Below are 18,187 nucleotides of genomic sequence, written 5' to 3'. Positions count from 1 at the left end.
TTTTTGAAAAGTTACGAAAATCTCCTATCTTTGTCCACCCGATTCGCTGCGTAAGCAGACTTGCCCGGATGGCGGAATCGGTAGACGCGTTGGTCTCAAACACCAATGACAGCAATGTCGTGCCGGTTCGACCCCGGCTCCGGGTACGGAGAACGCCGCTTAATCAACTGATTAAGCGGCGTTTTGCTTTTGTCGGGGTTTGGCCGGTGGACATCTGACGGATAAATCTGCTGCGAAAAGCTGGGTAATACGGGTAACTGTTTTACTGAAATAATCAAATATCTTATCGACGGTTTCTTCCAAGTTTTGAGGCCGTGCGGAAAACGATCCTGAGAGGGATCGTTTTTTTGTTTTGGGGTGGTATCTCGATTCGATCAGGCTACTTAAACGATTCAAAAACGATTCAGGTCGGGTAAAAATCCGGTGGAATTTCACTAAAATCCCGGGTGTCGGAGATCTGAAAAACACCGGAAATGAAGAAAAATGCAAAAAAAATTGAAAAAAAGAGACTGTTTGTTTTATGCCGAAGCAACTTTGGCAAATGGAAAAAAGAAGAACCCAGAATCACTTCCCGGACAATTTCGTTCGGGAGTTTTTAAAAAATTATAAAAACGAGGCCGTAAGTATGTAACAGCCGTTTTTGGGGGATCGGCTGCCGGACGTTTTTGGCCGTTTACTTTGCTTCGTGATTGTGGTCGATCATGTTTCGAAATAACAGGTTTTCTCTCCTAAATAGCATGTTGTCAGTATGGTAAATACGCTGTTTGGGCGTGTTGGCCCGGCAATATTATTATATTTTGTTGCGTTAGTATAGCGACAGAAAGATAATTCTCGCTGTTTTGCATTCCTTGTTTCCCATATCAGTGTACAGTTAGGCCTGCCCATGGTCTTTTCGGTTCTCGAAACTGTGCCCGGAGGTCGAACGTCCCTCCGTTACTGCAAATATTTACAAGACTTTAAGCGGTCTTTGATTTGTGGTTTTATATCTTGCAACGCAATTTCACTAAATTTTATTCTATGACGCACTCACCAGATTTAGTCGGCACGTCCCGCCGTACCTACATGGGACAAACTCTATTCGCGGGGCGATCCCGCAACAAGACAGGCCCTGATTTCATGTCCTGTTTCGCGCTCCACATCGCGGAGTATGAGCGAACGGGACGGATCGGTTCTACTGCAAATTACCAAATGGCATACCGCATGCTTACCCGGTATCTGGGTGGCAGTAAATTGTATCCCGAGCAATTCACGGCCGAATGGCTCGAACGTTACGAACGATGGCTTCTGGCCCGGGGCTTGGGGACCAATACCATTGTATTTCACCTGAGATACTTGCGCGCCGTTTATAACCGGGCGATCGAAAGCGGGCTTTTCCCCGCGACTTCCGGCAATCCCTTTTACCGAAAACGCATCAAGCAGGTGGCCACCCGCAAGCGCGCCCTGCCGCGTGAGACCCTCCGGCGAATCTACGATGCCGACCTGTCGGCCATGCACCCCAAATATGCGTTGGCCCGCGACCTTTTCATGTTCAGTTTTTACACCCGGGGAATGTCGTTCGTGGACATGATCTACCTGCGGAAATGCGACATCAGCGACGGTGTGCTGACCTATAAACGCAAGAAAACCGGGCAGATGCTCTCCCTGCGCATCGAGGCGCCCCTGCAGGAGATCATCGACCGATACGATAGCGACTCTTTGTATGTGCTGCCCGTGCTGAACGGGGACGACAGTTACCGCGCCTACCGCCAGCAACAGCGCGAACTGAACAAGTTTATCCGTAAAATCGGCGAACTGCTGGAAATCTCCGAACCGCTGACATTTTATGTGGCCCGGCATTCATGGGCGACGCTGGCTCGCGACTGCGGAACTCCGCTTACGATCATCAGCGCCGGCATGGGTCATACCTCCGAACGAACGACGCGCGTCTATCTTGCGCAACTCGATCACAACGTCATCGACAGAGCCAATCGGAAAATCATTAATCTGTGACGTTCAGGCCAACTTTGGCGACATTCGGACTAAATAAATGAAAGGGAAAATCTTTGCAGATGTAAGAAACAAGGCCCATTACTATAAATAATGTGTCTTCAGGATATAAATGATTGCTATTTAAACAATTCCCGTCATCTGCAAAAGTAAGGTTATTTATAATTATAACCAAATATTTTATAAGAAAAAAATGCATATTGTCATTTAATCTGTTGATTATCTGCATTTTGAATCATCGTCTGATCTTCAAAACCGGTGGACGGGCATAACATTCGGTTTTTTTACTCTTCATCGTGTCCAAATCTGCTATTTTTTAGCTGACTGTCAGTGCTTTAGGTAAACAAGACCCATTATTTATAGTAATGGGACTCGGGAAGATAGTGTAACTATTTGAAATAAAATAACTTACAAATTGACACTCTCTCCTAAGGTTTTATGGGCAGTCAAGATTCTGCTCACATTGCGCAAAGCTGCGGAAGCCGGGGTTCCTCCTATGAAGAGTCCCGAGTTGCTGACGGCATGCCTGACCCCGAATGCGGATACCTATATGTATCGCCGGGCCCTGCGGGAACTGGTCGCCAGGACCGACTTCGTGACCTGCGACATCCAGTCGAGCCGCACTACCTACGAATGGAATCCCAATGTCCGGCCGAGCCTGTACGATCTGGTCGTACGGCTGGAAGGCGGCATGCATGAAATTTCAAACGGGTTCTGGTCGTACGAGAACACTTACACCATGCAGCCTTTGTACAAGGTGAACAGACAGTACGATGCGCTGACGCGCGAATACCTTTCGAACATCTACATCGATGAACTCGATTCCCCTGCATTGTCGGAGCGAAGCAGGGCCAAATTACCACATATTAACTTACAAACAACAGAACATGCAGAACAACACAATTAACCATTTAATAAACAACAAAATGAAACGTCTCTACATCATTGCATTATTTGTCTTCGCCGGCGGAGTTGCTTCGGCTCAGGAGAATGGCAACCGGGATGCGCAAAACCGCATTGTACGCGGTCCTTATGAAACCAATCGCTTTTTCGATAATATTTTCGTCGGAGTCGCCGGTGGTGTAAACCTCTATTTCGGCGAGAACGATTCCGAAGGTAAATTCGGTAAACGCCTGGCCCCGGCGCTGGACATCCATGTCGGTAAATGGTTCACGCCGTCGATCGGTGCGCGTGTCGGATACGCGGGCCTTCAGGCCAAAGGCTGGACGACCGCCGGAACGATCTATGCCAAGGGCGCCGACGGCGGCCTGTTCCAGGAGAAATTCGGCGTAATGTACCTGCATGCCGACGCTATGTGGAACTTCTCGAATGCCGTGAGCGGCTACAAAGAGGACCGTACGTGGAACTTCGTACCCTATGCCGGTGTCGGCTGGGCGCGCTCTTACGGCAACGATACTCATGACAACGAAATCGGCTTCGATATCGGTCTGCTGAATGTCGTGCGCCTCTGCAAGTCGCTCGACCTGACGCTCGAGGCCCGCTGCCTGCTTGTCAACCAGCGCTTCGACGGCGTAACCGGCGGACGTATCGGCGAGGGCATGCTCTCGGTAACGGCCGGCCTGGCTTACAAATTCAACCGCCGTGGTTTCTCGCGCGTATCGAGCGTGCAGCCGGTGGATGTTACACCCTATCTCAACCGCATCCAGCGCCTCGAGGCGAACAACGACGACCTTTCGTTGAAGAACTCGGCCCTGAGCGACGAGAACGAGAAACTGCGTAACGCGCCGGCCAAGGTCGTTGTCGAGCAGAAGGTTTCCGCATCGCCCGTGGTGCTCTTCTTCAAGATCGGCAAGGCTACGCTCGACAGCAAGGAGCTTACGAACCTCGAATTCTATGTCAAGAACGCCATCAAGGCCGACAAGGACAAGACTTTCACGCTGATCGGTTCGGCCGACAAGGCTACCGGCAGCAAGGAGCTGAACCAGCGCCTGAGCGAGCAGCGGATGGAGTATGTCTACAACCTGCTGAAGAATAAGTACGGTGTAGCTCCCGAACGTCTGGTCAAGAAGGCCGAGGGCGATACGAACAACCGTTTTGCCGAACCGGAACTGAACCGTGCAGTCATTGTCGAATAATCCGGGAATGATCTATTGTATGTCCCAGTCTGTAACATTCGCGGCAAAGGAGACGCCGAATCCGGCGATGCGCTATCTGCTGGCTTATCTGGAGGAGGGGAGGGTATGTGTGTATGCTCCCCGCCTGCAGGACCAGTGGTCCGTGCAACGGCTTCCGGAGGAGGAGGAACTGAGGGTCGAAGCGCAGTTGCATGAACTGCACCGCACCAATGAGCGGACGGCCGTCGTGGAGATACGCCTTTTCGGACACGAAGAAACGCGCAGCGTCAGGGTGCTCTGCGTAAGAACCTGAACCACAGAATTCAAAAATAAATTAAACGCAACGTCACATTCAACGAAGAAAGTTATGAAAAAAATGTTAATGCCCTATGAGGCCCCGGAGTTGTTCCAGATCTCCGTACGTGTCGAAAAAGGATTTGCTGCAAGCAGCGACATCGAGCCGGGAACCGGCGGCGGTGAGCTCGGAGGCACGCGATCGATGTCCTACGATGACTACGAATAACGACCGAGTTTCCGAAAATCAACCCTCAAAACAACAGAATGCACTATGAAAAAATTAGTAGTTATAGCCATGCTTGCCGCAGTCGGCATGAGCGCATGTAGCAAGGACGACGGTGTATCCGCTCCCGCAGACATGCAGAAATACGTCCAGGTGACGATTCCCGAAGATGCGGTTTCCGAAACCCGCACCTCGGTGGACGGAACGACGACCTCGTGGGTTGCAGGCGACAAAGTCGCCGTGTTCCTCTACAATGGCGCCACGACGCAGAAGTTCGAATTCACGGCCGACAAATCGGGTGCTACCACGACGTTCTCGGGCGATGTTCCCGTCGGCAGCTATATGCTCGCTGCGGCTCACTATCCGTACAGTTGCGGCGCTACGTTCGACGCTGTCAACAAAACGTTCAAGCATACGTGGGGCGACGCCTACTGCACGGCGAACCTGGCCGATTACGACTATATGTATTCGAACGTGTGGGAGGAGCCGTTCGTGATCGACGAAGATACTACTATCCTGCCCGTCCAGTTGACTTTCAAGCCGTTGATGGCCCGTATCAAGATGACCCTCGGGCTGGGCGCCAACGAAACCCCCAAGCTGGTTACGATTACCACCAGCGCCAACGTGATGCCGACGGCTGGTTCGGTCGGTTCGGACGGCGCTTTCATCGCATCGAGCGTATGCAACAAGATCGTCATTCCCACCAGCCAAAAAGAGTTCGTGATCGGTATGCTGCCGGTAAGCATCCATTCGACGATGAACGTGCAGGTTACGACCACCGACGGCCTGACTTATTCGGACAAGTCGTTTACGCTGGCCGGTCTGAAGCGCAACCATCACTACACGATGAGCGTTCCCTGCAACAAGAAGACCGTTACGATCACGGTTCCCGATGAAATCGACAAAAAATACGGTTCGGATACCTGGAAGGACAACGGTTTCTACTATGTCGATCCGCAGTACGATCCGGCAGGCCTTTTCGACGGCTGGTATTTCTACCGCGCCGAGATCAAGAGCGACAAGAACGGCGACGACAAACTCAAGAAGAACCGTATCCAGTTGCAGGTTCCCGCCGGAACCAACAGCAGTAATAACGGTGCGTTCGTGACGGCTCCGATCCAGTGCGACGGCCAGAAGACCGTGAAAATCTCCTTCGAGGTTGCGACCAACCGGGCCTTGGTGAATATCAAGTACCGTATCGGCGTGACGGGCAACGGTCCGATTACCGAGGCTTGGCTCCGAGACCGTAACAACATCATTGCCGGAAACGACAACGAATGCCGTTCCGGCACGCAGACCCACACGTTCACGGTTTCGAACGGACAGCGCATCATGATCAAGATTATGAGTACCGCCGGTTCTTACCACGTAGAGTTTGCGAACTTCACCTACACGATCGAGTAATTCCGGGAAGACAAATTCTATACTATCGGGACGGGTGACAGCCGTCCCGATTTATATATTAAAGTATATACCTGATGAAAGCAACTTACATAAGGCCGGAATTGGAGGTATTCGCTGTTGTGGTGGAGGCAGGGTTCGCGATCTCTCAGCCCAATGGGGGCGAACTCGGGCCGGCCTCGGTAGACTATTCGGACGACGGAAGTTTAACCTATTGATAATCGATAAAAGTATGAAGTATACCTCTGTTTTCCGGTTGTCGATACTGGCGCTTCTGCTGGCGGGATGCGGGAAGGACGATGTCGAAACAACGGCGTGGCCCCAGCCCGAAGAACCTGCGGCAGCGGGCGATCCCATCGCATACCGCCTTTCGATCGACAACGACGATCCTTCGCCGGAGCCCGAAACCCGTACAGCCTATGGCCCGCTTACGAGCGGTTCCTATCCGATCTACTGGCGCACCGGCGACCGGGTAGAGATCATCTGTCCCCTGGCCGCCCCGCAGCAGGCTTCGGTCGAAGTCCGTGTGTCCGGGCCGACCGAAAGCGAAGCCGACCTGAGCGATACCGGGATGTCCTGGGGCTCGGGAACGCACCACGATTTTTATGCGTTCTACCCCTCGGAAGCGATCAAGGCCAACAGCGGCTCGATCGTCCTGACGGCGATCCCGGCCGTACAGACCTACAACAACGGGGAGTGCAACATGCAGTATGCCTATATGTCGGCCTGTGCCGAAGGCGTTGCGCGCGGCGAGGAGGTTCCGTTTACCTTCCGCCCGCTGATGACTACGGTGACGGTCCAGGTGGGATTCTCCGAGACCGTCGAAGTTCAGAAGCTCGTCCTGTCGAGCGAGAACGACGCGGTGGCCGGAACGTTTACGCACGACATCGCGACGAACAGCAGTACGGTCGATCCGGAGCGGAGTTCCAAAGTGCTGGCGCTGCACATGACGACCGGGAGTACGCCTTATATCGAGCTGAACGCCGGTTCGAAAATACTGGTTACGGCATTCATGCTGCCGCAGGACATTCATGGCCTAACGCTGTCGGCCGTAACCACGGAAGGGAAGACTTACAGTTACACGACGCCGGCCACGCTCAAGGCCGGACACCGCTATTCGTTTACGATCGGCGACATGCCGGCACAGGCGCAGCGCATAACCGAGGACTACTCTGACTGGATGAAATACCTGCCCGACAACGCCTACCTGTCGCAGGTATCCATGCCCGGTTCGCACGACGCCTGCACGATGTACGGTTCGCACTACGAGTACAAGGCCGGCATGCCCGGCGACCGTTATCATCTCAAATGGTTGCAGAATGTCGTATTCGGCTATATGAACGTGACCAAGATAATCAAGGCGCAGGAGCTCTCCATCGAGGAGCAGCTTGCCGCCGGAGTCCGCATGTTCGACCTGCGCCCCAGCGCATCGGGTTCTTCGGTGCAGGACCTTCCGATCCAGCACGGCATCGCCCTGCTGGGCGACCCGACGCTCGGCGGCTTCACGCCCGGCGCCGAGGGACGGCAGGAGTTGTCGCCCTTTATGCTCTCGCACCTGCTCGACCGTTTCGTGCGTTTCCTCGACGAGCATCCGGGTGAGACGGTCCTCGTGCACATGAAATACGAGAACACCAGCGGCTCGGGCAAAACGGGCTGGGACAAGAGTGTGGTGAATCTTATCAAAACCCACTGCAACGGATACGTCGCCGATTTCAGCCCCCGGATGACGCTGGCCGACGCCCGGGGCAAAATTCTCTTCGTCGTCCGCGAGGATTACAAGTCTTCGAACAACGGGGCGTATTTCGGCGCTTACCTGAACTGGACGCACGACAAGGTCGTCTTCGAAACCACGCTCCACGGCAATACGGGCGAGGTGGCACAGATCAAGGTCAACGACCTCTACAACATCAAGAACGGCTCTTCGGACGGTGTGAGCAAGTATTCCGCCATCGACGACTGCATCGCCTACGCCTACAATGCGACCGATCCTGTGCGTTGGTGCATGAACTACGTGAGTTGTTACGATACGGCCCATTGCAGTGTGTCGGGTATCAGTATTTTCGGAGCTGTGGGCGACTACGACTACTGCGCCAACCTCTACAACCGCTATACGGCGGACAAGCTGAACCGGTTCGATTTCCGCGGAAATGCCGGCATCGTCCTGATGGATTTCGCCGGGGCCGCGAACGCTACGATGACTTACGGACAGACCCATTCGAACGTGGCGGTTTACGGCGACGATCTGGTGAAGGCCGTCATCAACGTCAATAACAAATGGGACCTGCGCCGCAACGAGTAATTGTCGCCGGTCCGCAAAAAAGAAGCACCCGATTGCCGGGTGCTTCTTTTTTGCGGTATGCGTCGTTAAATGTCGGTGAACAGGTTGAGCTGGTGCAGCATCGTAAAGGCGAAGAAGCATCCGATGATCAGGCACAGTACGACCAGCAGCGCATTGAGCACCTTGGGCGAAGGCTTCATCGGCCGCCCGGCGTTGCTGCGGATGTATTCGCGGAAAAAGAGGTAGAGCGCCGGGACGATGCTGCAAGCGAGCAGGTAATCTTCCGGGATGCCGAAGAAGTAGACTTTCGAAAGCCCGATCAGCGCCCAGTGGCAGAGGAACATCGCCAGCACGATGTTGACGCGTTCCGAAAACGCCAGCATCAGCCCGATCGTGAAGACCGCCACCGAACAGGGCATCACCGGCGAGGTGATCATCGGGAACGTGCGGCCCAGCGCCAGCGAGAACAGCGGGTAGATGAGCGGCATGGCGAACAACAGCACCGCGAACGCCGTGTGGTTGCCCGTGCGTTCCAGCGAGGCGTGTTTGACCACGAGGTCGTAGACCCAGATGGACCCCATGATGGCCCAGAAGAGCGCCAGCAGGTCGTTGTATTCGCGCGGTTCGCAATAGACGAGGTAATAGACCCCGGCGATCCAGAAATTGAGCAGCGCCATGAACACCTTCATTGCGATGCGCACGCCGGGCGAGGGGCGGAAGTAGAGCAGCAGGGTCAGTACGACTGCTGCCAGGGTCAGTACGATCTGCGCGGGCCAGGTTGCGGCGTTGTAAGAGGCGATGGTATTCCAGAATGTTTCCATGCAGGGCGTTTATTTGTTGTTTTTTGTACGCCGCGTGAGCGAGAAGGCCCGACGGTTGAAGACGAAAATCGGCAGGGTGGCTCCTGCGGCCAGCAGGGCGATCACGCTCAGCGATACGGTCGCGTTGAGGAAGAACAACTGCATGTACTGCATGCCCTGTCCCGGGTCGTTGAGCGACTGGAGGAACATGATGAGCGAAAAGACCGTCTTGTAGGCGTAGATGCCCGGAACCATCGGCAGCAGTGCCGGGATGTAGAGCGCCGTCATCGGGCAGTGAATGCCCCGGCCCAGCCAGAGGCTGCCGAATCCGATGACCATCGCCGCGCAGAGCGACGAGGTGGCGATGTCCGTTCCGGTGTAATTCATCAGGCAGAAACGCAGGGCGTGCCCCACGGCGGCCAGCAGGGCGATGCGCGGGAAAGCCCGCATCGGAGGGTCGGAGATGGCGCCGAAGCCGACGGCCGCCACGGCCGCGAAAAGCCCGTCGAGAAGGATGTCGGCAACAATCATAACAGGCTGTTTTTAACCATTAACAACGTGGCCGAAAGCCCGATGGCGATGCAGATGATCAGCAGCAGGGCGTTGATCAGGCGGCTGAACCCGATCAGGATGTGGCCTTCGACGATGTCGATCACGCCGTTGATCAGCGGTACGCCCGGTACGAGGTACAGGACGCTCGTGGCGAGGGCCGTTTCAGCCGTACAGTCGAAGCGCAGGGCCGACGACGCGCACAGCGACGCCATGAAGGCCGAGATGATGAAAATCAGGAAATGGTTGACGCCATGCGCCTGCATCCGCTGCCGGGCCGCAAAGCCTACGAGCGTTGCGGTAAATACGATCCCCACGGCTGTCCAGTCGCCGCCGAAGAGCCGGCAGAACGAGGCGTTGGCTAGTCCGACGGTCACCAGTACGAAAATCGGATCGATGCGCGGCTTTTCGATCAGTTCTCCGTAACGCCGGCGGATTTCATCCAGCGGGAGCTGTTCGTCGACGGCGTCCCAACTCAGGGCGCTGAGGTCGGAATTACGTTCGAAACTGATCGGGAGGGCCGGAATCCGCACCACGCGGGTGATGGCTTCGCCCGTCTCTTCGTCGCGGACGGTGAGGATCGTGCTTTTCTGGAAACTCGATAACTGAATGTCGATTCCCTGCGATGCGCCGATGCGTTGCGAGTTGCGGATCACACGCGAGGTGTGGACGCCGGACGCGAGCAGGTAGGTCGAATAATCGGCAATGAAATCGAGGATTTCGGTCAGTTCTTGTCTGGTTTTCATAGCGATTGCAAAAGTAATTCATTTTTATCAGACCGCCCCTGTCCCGGCCTGAAAAAATAATTTGCACCGTGTTCCCGCTCCGGTCGGCCTGGCAAATCCAAGTTTGGATGTGCACGGCGGGGATGCGTCTTGCTTTTCGGGGACAATCCGGGGCATTTTTAGGCGGAACGGAGAAATTTTTCTACCTTTGCTTCCCGGTATGGAAGCATCTTTCAAAAAGTCATATGCCTCGCTGGGGGCCGACAAACTGGTCCTCCTGTGGCTCGGGGTGTGGTGGGTCGCTAACCTCGTGCAGGCCGGATTTACCCAGCTCGCCAACGACGAGGCCTATTACCACATGTTCGCCGAGCGGCTCGCGTGGGGGTATTTCGACCATCCGCCTGTGACGGCGTTGCTGGTCTGGGCCGGGGAACATCTCTTCGGCGGGGAACTGGGCGTGCGGTTTTTCTTCACCGTGCTGCAACCCCTCTACCTCTGGATCCTGTGGCGCCTGATCCGTCCGGCGGATGCCGACCGCCGCGATGCCGGGTTGTTCGTCGTGCTGTCGGCTGCGACGCTGATGCTCCAGCTCTACGGTTTTATCGCCGTGCCCGACGGGCCGCTGATGTTTACCACGGCGCTGTTCCTGCTGACTTTCAGATGGTTTTCCGAAGGCCGCCGCTGGGCGTGGCTGTGGATGGGCGCTGCCATGGCGCTGATGGCATACAGCAAATACCACGGTGCACTGGTGGTCCTTTTCGCACTGGCCGCCAATCCGCGCCAACTGCTGCGCCCGGCGCTCTACCTGAGCGGGGCCGTTGCGCTGCTGCTGCTCGTTCCGCACCTCATGTGGCAGTACGACCACGACTGGGCGTCGTTCGCCTACCACCTTTCGGGCCGCAATTCGGTCTTCAAACCCAACTACGTCTTCGAATTCCTGGCCAACATGCTGGTGGTTTTCAATCCCTTCTTCCTGCCGCTTTACGTGCAGGCGTGGCGGAAGGTGAAGCCGCAGACCCCTGTCGGCCGGGCGCTGAAACTCCTGCCCGTCGCCTTCATCGCCTTCTTCGTGCTCTCGTCGCTGCGCGGATACGTCCAGCCCCAGTGGGTCATCGTCGCCTGCTTCGGGTTGGTATATGTGCTTTTCACCTATGCACGGCGGCATCCCCGCACGCGCCGTTACCTGATGCGGGCCGGAGGCGTGACCATCGGGCTGATCGCGCTGGTGCGTCTGGTGATGATTTTCAACCCGCTGGGCATCCGCTTCGAAGTATTCAACAATCCGGAGAGTTACGCCGCCATTGCCGAGGAGGCCGACGGCCGCCCGGTGGTTTTCCGCTACGGTTACGCCGTTGCGGCCAAATACGCCTTTTACACGGGCGGCGAGGCCTACTGCCAGCCCAACATCCGCTACCGTACCCATCAATGGCAGTTCCGCGACGACGATACGCGTTTCATCGACCGCGAGGTGCTCATCGAGTGCCCCGACGGAACGGTTTCGGACAGCACCCGGCAGGTGCGGACCATCCGAATGGCTAACGGGAAACATTTCACCTGGTTCGTCGACCCGAAGTTTCATCCCGTGCGCCTGGTGGACGTAGCCTTTACGGGCCTGCCCGAAAAGGTGGCTGCGGGCGATACGCTGCACCTTGAACTGCGCATCTCGAATCCCTATCCCTATCCGATCGAGGTGGGGAGGGGCGATACGCAGTTGGTGATCCTGTGGAAGCACGGCCGTTTCCGGGTCGACGAGTTCCCGATCGGGGAATCCTTCCGGATTCCGGCCGGCGATACGCTGATGCGCACCGTTACGTTCACGGTCCCGCCGCAGTTGGCTGGCGAAACTTTCGATGTGGGATTTGCGCTGCGCCGCGCAGGCTATACGAATTGGTTTAACGGAAAATCCGTCCCGACGGAGGTCGGAAAAATATGATCGAACAGTTTATTAAATTTTGCGTTGTCGGCGGCTCGGGCGTCTTCGTCGATTTCGGCATCACCTACCTCTCGAAGGAGTGGCTGCGGCTGAATAAATACGTGGCCAATTCACTGGGATTTCTCTGTGCTTCGACCTCGAATTACGTTCTCAACCGCATCTGGACGTTCCAGAACGAAAATCCCGACATCACGGGCCAGTACTTTCGGTTCCTGGGCATTGCGGCTGTCGGGCTGGTGATCAACAACGCCACCATCTACGTCCTGCACGACCGGTTCCACCTTAATTTCTACCTGGCGAAACTCTTTGCCATCGGCGTGGTGACGTTCTGGAATTTCTTTATGAATTATTTCTTTACCTTTTAGCCGGGCCGCGCTGTTCCCGGTTCCCTACTGACGTTTGCGGATTCGGCGGAAGGGGAGTTTCAGCACCCCGAAGAAAGCTTCCCCGAAGATGCCGCCGCTCATTTTCGACGTTCCCTCGCGGCGTTCGACGAAGATGATCGACACCTCCTTGAGTTTCATCCCCAGCCGCCAGGCCGAATATTTCATCTCGATCTGGAAGCCGTAGCCCTTCATGCGGATTGCGTCGAGGTCGATCGTCTCCAGCGCCCGGCGCGAGTAGCAGACGAATCCGGCGGTGGCGTCGCGCAGCGGCATGCGCGTGACGATGCGCACGTACATCGAGGCGAAATAGGACATCAACAGGCGCGACATGGGCCAGTTGACGACGTTGACGCCCTGTATGTAACGCGAACCCACCACCACATCGTTGCCTTCGGCGGCAGCCCGGTAGAGGCGCACGAGATCGTCGGGATTGTGCGAAAAATCGCAGTCCATTTCGCAGATATAGTCGAATCCGTTTTCCAGTCCCCAGCGGAATCCCGTGAGGTAGGCTGTGCCCAGACCCTGTTTTCCCGCGCGCTCCACGAGGTGGAGCGTCCCCGGGAACTCTTTCTGGCGATCCTTGACGATCGAGGCCGTGCCGTCGGGCGAACCGTCGTCGATGACGAGCATCTCAAAGGGTTCGGACAGCGAGAAGACCTTGTCGATCATCGCCGAAATGTTCTCTTTTTCGTTATAGGTCGGAATGATTACCAGTTTGCGCATGGCGGGTGTCGTATCTTTTTGTAATACAAAGATAATATTATTTTCCGAATCCTTTTCGCCGGCCCCGGTTATTTTGCACGCCGCTTCAGGGCCCGGACGGCGCTCTTGTCGGTGTCCGTGACGCGGTATGATTCGACGATCTTCTGTAACGATTTGTTGTAGGTCCAGTCGTCGAGCGGGCATTGCGCCGCGAGCCAGCGCATCGTCCGTTCCGGAAAACGGATGAAGCAGAGCGATACGGCCCATGCGACGCCCATGCGGGCGTAATAACCTTCATGGCGGAAGGCTTCGAAGTGTTTCAGCAGCGCTTCCAGGTGCTCCGCATCCACGAAATTGCTTAACGCCATCACCACCGCAAAACGCTGGTCGTATTCGGCTTCGGAGCGGAAATAGGGCTGGATAAACCGCCACATCGGTTCGCGTTCGGCGGCTTTGAGTTTCCAGCAGAAGCAGTCGCAGACGGCCCAGTTGTCGATCTTCGGGACGAAACGCGCGACGTGTCTGAGCTTCTCTTCGGGCGAGCATTTGGCGTATCCGATCACCAGTCCCCGCAGCATCCGTTCTTCGTAGTAGAGTATGTCGTCCGAGGCGAGGAAGGCGCGCCAGTCGCCGCGGGCGATCTCGCGGGCGATCCCGCGCAGCAGCGGCAGGCGGATGCCGATGATATTTGTGACGCCCGGCAGCAGCGAGGCGTGGAAATCGCGATAACCGGGTTCGGCCATTTCGAGGAGTTGTTCGCGAATGGTCATCGTTTGCGGAATTTAGGGGTTATGCCGATGAAAAATGAAGCGTTGAGCCGCGGCATCGGCCGTGAGAGCACCGACTGGTACTCTTCGTTCAGCAGGTTGTAGACGACGCCTTTGAGCGAGAGCGACGCCCAGCGGAGTTCAAATCCCTTTTCGAGCGAGATGTCGCTCATGAAATAGGGCTTCACGCGCCCCAGGACCCCGAGGTTGTTGCTCGACATGGTGAAGCGTTCGCTGTACCAGTTCCATTTGTAGCTCAGTTCCCAGTGCCGCCATGCTACGCGTGCGGTGAAGGCCGCCGACCAGACCGGGATGTAGACCAACTGTTTGCCGACCGATTCGTCCGCCGGGGAGAATTTGTCGCCGCGGTTGACCGAGCGGGTCCAGGCGCAGTTTCCGTCGAAGGCCAGCCGCCAGCCCCCGGCGGTCGTGGCGTGGGCCGAGAGTTTCGCCTCGATGCCGTAGCTGTGCACGCGGCGGACGTTGATCGGGGTGTAAACTCCCTGCTTCGTGGTTTCGATCCAGAGAATCCAGTCGTCGATGCGCGAATCGAATGCCGTGACCGACGCGTGCAGCGATTTCCCACTGCCTTTGAGCGATGTTTCGGCTCCTGCGTCATAAGTCCATCCGCGTTCGGGTTTCAGGTTGGGATTGCCCCCGGGCTGGAAATAGAGGTCGTTGAGTGTGGGAAAGCGGTAGTTGCGGGCCGCCGATGCTTTCACCACGACGTTGCCGCGCCGCGACAGGAGCCAGTCGGCGAACAGCGCCGGGATGATGGGCGTCGAACGGTTGCCGTAGAGTTCCCAGCGCAGGTCTGCCGCCAGGCCCAGCCGGGGTACGGGACGCCATTTGACCGCCGCGAAGGCCGAGAGTTCGAACCGTTGCTGCCGGTAGAGCGTGTCGGCGCGGCGGCCCGAGGTGGCGTCGATGACCGACAAATCGCCGCTGTGTACGCGGTGCTGGTGCGCGGCGGCGTTGGCAGTGAAGAGCCATTTTTCACCCGGTGCATACTCCGCTTCGGCTTTGGCGAAGAAGGTGTGTATGCGGCTGCGCGCATCGGTTATCGGCGAGAAATTTCCCTGCCCGTCGGGGTCGGATTCCATCAGGTAGCGCAGGTCGGAATAGGTATAACCGGCTTTCGCGCTCAGTTTAAGCCCTCCGCGCAGCCGGTCCCATCCCGCGACGGCGCGCAGCGTGCGCTCGTCCTGTGAATTGCGCTTTTCGCGCGTCGAGTTGCGGTCGGAGGTCAGCAGAGCCAGCCCGCGGTGCGAATCCATGTACCATGCCGCCAGCGACAGCCGGTCGCCGCCGCGCGTGGTGTGATAAACCTCCTGCATGACGTGTATGTCGCGGAATGCGCCGTTGCGGTTGCGTTGGAGGGGATAGTAGTTGTCGATGACCTGCCCGTTTTCGTCCGTGACGAAGTTTTTGCAGTCGTAGTTGCGGTAGCGGAAGTCGTTCTCCGAGGTACTCACCAACACGCGTGTCGACGAACTCCACCGCTCGCCGTGGTAGCTCAGGCGCAGGAATTCGTCGAAGGTCGTAAACGAGCCGATGCCCTGCACGTAGCGCAGTCCCAATCCCGGCTCCTCCGGGGCTTTGGTCGCCAGCGTGATGGCGCCGCCCAGCCCGCCGCCGGTGATGCCTACCGAACTGGCTCCGTGGTAGATCGAGGCGTCGTCGATGAAATAGGAGGGGATTAGCGAGAAATCGACCTGTCCCAGCATCGGGGAGTTGACCTTCATGCCGTTCCATGTCACCTGCGTGTGCGAAGGGGCCGTGCCGCGGAACGAGGCGGTCGAGAGCGTCGCCCGGCCGTAGGATTTGATGAAGATGGTCGATCCCGAACTCAGTGCGTCGGCCAGCGAGGCGCTGATGTTGTCGCGCAGGACGGCGCTGTCGAGCGCCGTGCGCTGTACGCCGATCTCCTTCATCGGCCGCTGCCCGGCAATCTCCACGCGCTCGATCGCGACCGTGCGGGCCGCCGAATCCCGCTGCGCTGCCGCGGGGGCTGCGCAGACGAGGCAGAGAAGCAGGGTTGCATTCCGTAACACGCCGCGTTATTCGGTTTTGGTGACGATGCGGTAACAGCCGATGCCGCAGACCTCGGTCGAGATTTCGCCCACGTTGTTTTCGGCTTTGCAGTTCACGCCCGTCTGAACCTTCATGAAGTCGATCTGCGTGAGGTTGGCGGGATGGCCGTCCTTGTCGACGGCGTCCGAGATTTTGAAACGGTTCTTTGAGCCTATGCCGTCGATCTTCGAGCTGTTGTCGGCGTAGCCCCATGCGAAGGCCGTCATGACGTAGCGGTTCGTCGCTTCGTCGTAGCGAACGTTGTCAGGCAGGCGTGTGCCGGTGTAAGTCCGGGTTTTGACCCACGCCGGGGCGTAGCTGGCCTGTGCGTGCGCGCCGATGCGGTCGATCGTGCCGCTGCCGGCGGGAGTCTGGTTGTCGGTCCATGCAATGCTGCCGTCGGCCTGTTCGGTGTAGGTGACTTCGTAATTGAAAATCGTTTTGCCGTTACCGTATTCGCTGCCTTTGAGTTCATACCAGGTTTCGCCGGCGGGCGATCCGTCGCCGTTGGCATCCTGGGCCACCCAGACGATTCCCGGTTCCGAAGAGCCGTTGAACGAGTTGCCTGTAACGTAGAGGTCGTAGCCGCCCGTGCTGGCCACCGGGGTGTCGAACCCGACGACGAGGTAACCGCCCCAGCCTCCGAGCGATACGAAGCCGTAATCGGCTGTCGGACTGTCGGGATCGGGGTCGCCGCCCATGGCCAGGCGGCGTTCGGCGTAGGCGACGGCGTCTGCGGCCGTCGTGATGGCCTGCGTGTCGAATCCTGCGGTCGGACTATTGATAAACTGTCCCGGTGCGGGAGTGTATTCGATGACTGTGGACGCCGGTTCTTCGATCTCGGTTTTCGTGATCGTTTCGCCCGAGTTGCAGGCGGTGGCCAAAAGCAGGAGGAATGCGTATTTTTTCATGGTGCGGTTGAATTTATCGTTTGAAACAGAATGCCCCGGGGGTGATGCCGACCCGGATGGTGTCCACAGGTACGCCGCGCGGCGTGAAGCGGTAAACCACGGCATGCTGCACGTAGTCGATGGCGTCGGCGACGTAGACTTCCGAGGTGTCGGGGTCGACCGCCACTCCGTAGTAGATCGTCTCGGAATAGGGCAGGAACGGGGTTGCGGGCAGTGATTCCGCGATGACGGGCATGCGCCAGATGTCGCGGCCGATGTAATAAAGCGTGTCACGCGCGCCGTTGAGCGTCAGTTCCGAAGGCCGGAGTTCTTCCGGAAGGTCGAAACGTTGTTCGACCTGTTGCGTTTGGGCGTCGATGCGCCACAGGGCGGGGGCTTCCCCGTTGCGTCCGTCGGTTGCGGTCCAGAGTTTTCCGTGGCGGTCGAGGACCAGCGATGAGGGCTGCCAGCCCACTTCGATCGAATCGACCAGCATGTCGCGTGCGGCGTCGACTACGAGGATTTTGTTATCGTACGACCAGCAGTTGACGAACACTTTGTCATTCCATTGGACCATCTGTTCGGTCGATTTGTGGCCGTTCATGCCGATCCGGCCCCGGATGCGGTTGTTGCGCGTATCCACGACGGTGATGCGCGGGTCGTAAAGGTCCGTAATGTAGGCCGTAGTGTCGTTGGGGAAGTGGATATAACGCGGCGATACGATGCCCTCGATCAATCCCGTGACGCGGTACGTGTCGGTGTCGATCACGTAAACCACACCCGAATTGTTGACCACGACGTAACCCCGTCCGTCGCGGATGGCCATCGACTGGGCTACGTCGCCGAGTTTCATGCCGTTGGCGCGCAGGAAGATTTCGTTTTCGACCGTCCGCGTCGCCGGGTTGTAGAACGAAAGCGAAGCGTTGTCCCACATGAAATTGCCTTCGCAGGTGATGAACACGCCGCGCGCGGTCTGGCTGAACGGCTCTTCGGGGAGCGGTCCGTAGTCCATGCAGGCGCAGCAGAGCATTGCAAGGGCGCATGCCGCCGTATTTCGCACGAAGCGTTTCATCGTCGTAAACTAAAGTGCGTTTCCGGGAGG

17 protein-coding genes and 1 tRNA gene are annotated in these 18,187 nt (G+C 57.2%); 10 read left to right on the top strand and 8 right to left on the bottom strand.

The window, feature by feature from the left end:
• The first annotated feature begins 62 nt into the window (after nucleotides 1-62).
• From I2E69_RS02920 to I2E69_RS02885, 8 genes are all read left to right on the top strand, one after another.
• Nucleotides 63-146 (top strand) — tRNA-Leu (locus tag I2E69_RS02920).
• A gap of 871 nt (nucleotides 147-1,017) precedes the next feature.
• Complete coding sequence (locus I2E69_RS02915) at nucleotides 1,018-1,989, top strand: tyrosine-type recombinase/integrase (RefSeq protein ID WP_195458644.1); 972 nt, start codon at nucleotides 1,018-1,020, stop codon at nucleotides 1,987-1,989.
• A 493-nt stretch (nucleotides 1,990-2,482) separates the two neighbouring features.
• Nucleotides 2,483-2,893 (top strand): hypothetical protein, encoded by a 411-nt coding sequence (locus tag I2E69_RS02910; RefSeq protein WP_229095341.1) that lies wholly within the window; start codon nucleotides 2,483-2,485, stop codon nucleotides 2,891-2,893.
• Between the two features lie 19 nt (nucleotides 2,894-2,912).
• The gene (locus I2E69_RS02905) at nucleotides 2,913-4,082 is read left to right on the top strand and encodes an OmpA family protein (RefSeq protein WP_195458642.1); all 1,170 of its coding nucleotides are present in this window, start codon (nucleotides 2,913-2,915) and stop codon (nucleotides 4,080-4,082) included.
• Between the two features lie 7 nt (nucleotides 4,083-4,089).
• Nucleotides 4,090-4,374 (top strand): hypothetical protein, encoded by a 285-nt coding sequence (locus I2E69_RS02900; RefSeq protein WP_229095339.1) that lies wholly within the window; start codon nucleotides 4,090-4,092, stop codon nucleotides 4,372-4,374.
• A gap of 54 nt (nucleotides 4,375-4,428) precedes the next feature.
• A complete protein-coding gene (locus I2E69_RS02895) occupies nucleotides 4,429-4,584 on the top strand; it encodes a hypothetical protein (protein ID WP_195458641.1) in 156 nt (51 codons plus the stop codon).
• A gap of 45 nt (nucleotides 4,585-4,629) precedes the next feature.
• Entirely contained in the window at nucleotides 4,630-5,985 is a 1,356-nt protein-coding gene (locus I2E69_RS02890; protein WP_195458640.1) for a fimbrillin family protein, read from the top strand.
• Nucleotides 5,986-6,214: 229 nt separating this feature from the next.
• Nucleotides 6,215-8,281: a fimbrillin family protein gene (locus I2E69_RS02885; protein WP_195458639.1), complete on the top strand. Its 2,067-nt coding sequence runs from the start codon at nucleotides 6,215-6,217 to the stop codon at nucleotides 8,279-8,281.
• 65 nt (nucleotides 8,282-8,346) lie between these two features.
• Here the strand turns inward: I2E69_RS02885 and I2E69_RS02880 are convergent, their stop codons facing one another.
• The 3 genes from I2E69_RS02880 to I2E69_RS02870 are packed head-to-tail and all read right to left on the bottom strand — an operon-like array spanning nucleotide 8,347 to nucleotide 10,355.
• Nucleotides 8,347-9,081: a DUF6064 family protein gene (locus I2E69_RS02880; protein WP_195458638.1), complete on the bottom strand. Its 735-nt coding sequence runs from the start codon at nucleotides 9,079-9,081 to the stop codon at nucleotides 8,347-8,349.
• Nucleotides 9,082-9,090: 9 nt separating this feature from the next.
• On the bottom strand, nucleotides 9,091-9,591 hold the full coding sequence (locus tag I2E69_RS02875; protein ID WP_195458637.1) for a threonine/serine exporter family protein: 501 nt from the start codon (nucleotides 9,589-9,591) through the stop codon (nucleotides 9,091-9,093).
• Nucleotides 9,588-10,355 carry a threonine/serine exporter ThrE family protein gene (locus I2E69_RS02870; protein WP_195458636.1) on the bottom strand — a complete coding sequence of 256 codons (768 nt, stop codon included), beginning with the start codon at nucleotides 10,353-10,355 and terminating at the stop codon, nucleotides 9,588-9,590. Before I2E69_RS02870 ends, I2E69_RS02875 begins: the two co-directional genes overlap by 4 nt.
• A gap of 199 nt (nucleotides 10,356-10,554) precedes the next feature.
• Here I2E69_RS02870 and I2E69_RS02865 point away from each other — a divergent pair, with 199 nt between their 5' ends.
• On the top strand, nucleotides 10,555-12,267 hold the full coding sequence (locus tag I2E69_RS02865) for an ArnT family glycosyltransferase (RefSeq protein WP_195458635.1): 1,713 nt from the start codon (nucleotides 10,555-10,557) through the stop codon (nucleotides 12,265-12,267).
• The gene (locus tag I2E69_RS02860; RefSeq protein WP_195458634.1) at nucleotides 12,264-12,632 is read left to right on the top strand and encodes a GtrA family protein; all 369 of its coding nucleotides are present in this window, start codon (nucleotides 12,264-12,266) and stop codon (nucleotides 12,630-12,632) included. Before I2E69_RS02865 ends, I2E69_RS02860 begins: the two co-directional genes overlap by 4 nt.
• 24 nt (nucleotides 12,633-12,656) lie before the next feature.
• Here I2E69_RS02860 and I2E69_RS02855 read toward each other — a convergent pair whose 3' ends face one another.
• From I2E69_RS02855 to I2E69_RS02835, 5 genes are all read right to left on the bottom strand, one after another.
• Nucleotides 12,657-13,376, bottom strand: a complete 720-nt coding sequence (locus tag I2E69_RS02855) for a polyprenol monophosphomannose synthase (RefSeq protein WP_195458633.1) — start codon at nucleotides 13,374-13,376, stop codon at nucleotides 12,657-12,659.
• Between the two features lie 68 nt (nucleotides 13,377-13,444).
• Nucleotides 13,445-14,125, bottom strand: coding sequence for a DNA alkylation repair protein (locus I2E69_RS02850; protein ID WP_195458632.1), 681 nt, complete (start codon nucleotides 14,123-14,125; stop codon nucleotides 13,445-13,447).
• Nucleotides 14,122-16,176, bottom strand: a complete 2,055-nt coding sequence (locus I2E69_RS02845; RefSeq protein ID WP_195458631.1) for a TonB-dependent receptor plug domain-containing protein — start codon at nucleotides 16,174-16,176, stop codon at nucleotides 14,122-14,124. The genes I2E69_RS02850 and I2E69_RS02845 overlap by 4 nt, the downstream gene beginning before the upstream one ends.
• A gap of 6 nt (nucleotides 16,177-16,182) precedes the next feature.
• Nucleotides 16,183-17,106, bottom strand: a complete 924-nt coding sequence (locus I2E69_RS02840) for a hypothetical protein (protein ID WP_195458630.1) — start codon at nucleotides 17,104-17,106, stop codon at nucleotides 16,183-16,185.
• Between the two features lie 13 nt (nucleotides 17,107-17,119).
• Complete coding sequence (locus I2E69_RS02835; protein ID WP_195458629.1) at nucleotides 17,120-18,157, bottom strand: YncE family protein; 1,038 nt, start codon at nucleotides 18,155-18,157, stop codon at nucleotides 17,120-17,122.
• Nucleotides 18,158-18,187 lie beyond the last annotated feature (30 nt).

The sequence above is a fragment of the Alistipes sp. D31t1_170403_E11 genome, assembly GCF_015553985.1.
Classification (GTDB): domain Bacteria; phylum Bacteroidota; class Bacteroidia; order Bacteroidales; family Rikenellaceae; genus Alistipes; species Alistipes montrealensis.
This window is presented reverse-complemented; position numbering and strand designations above follow the sequence as displayed.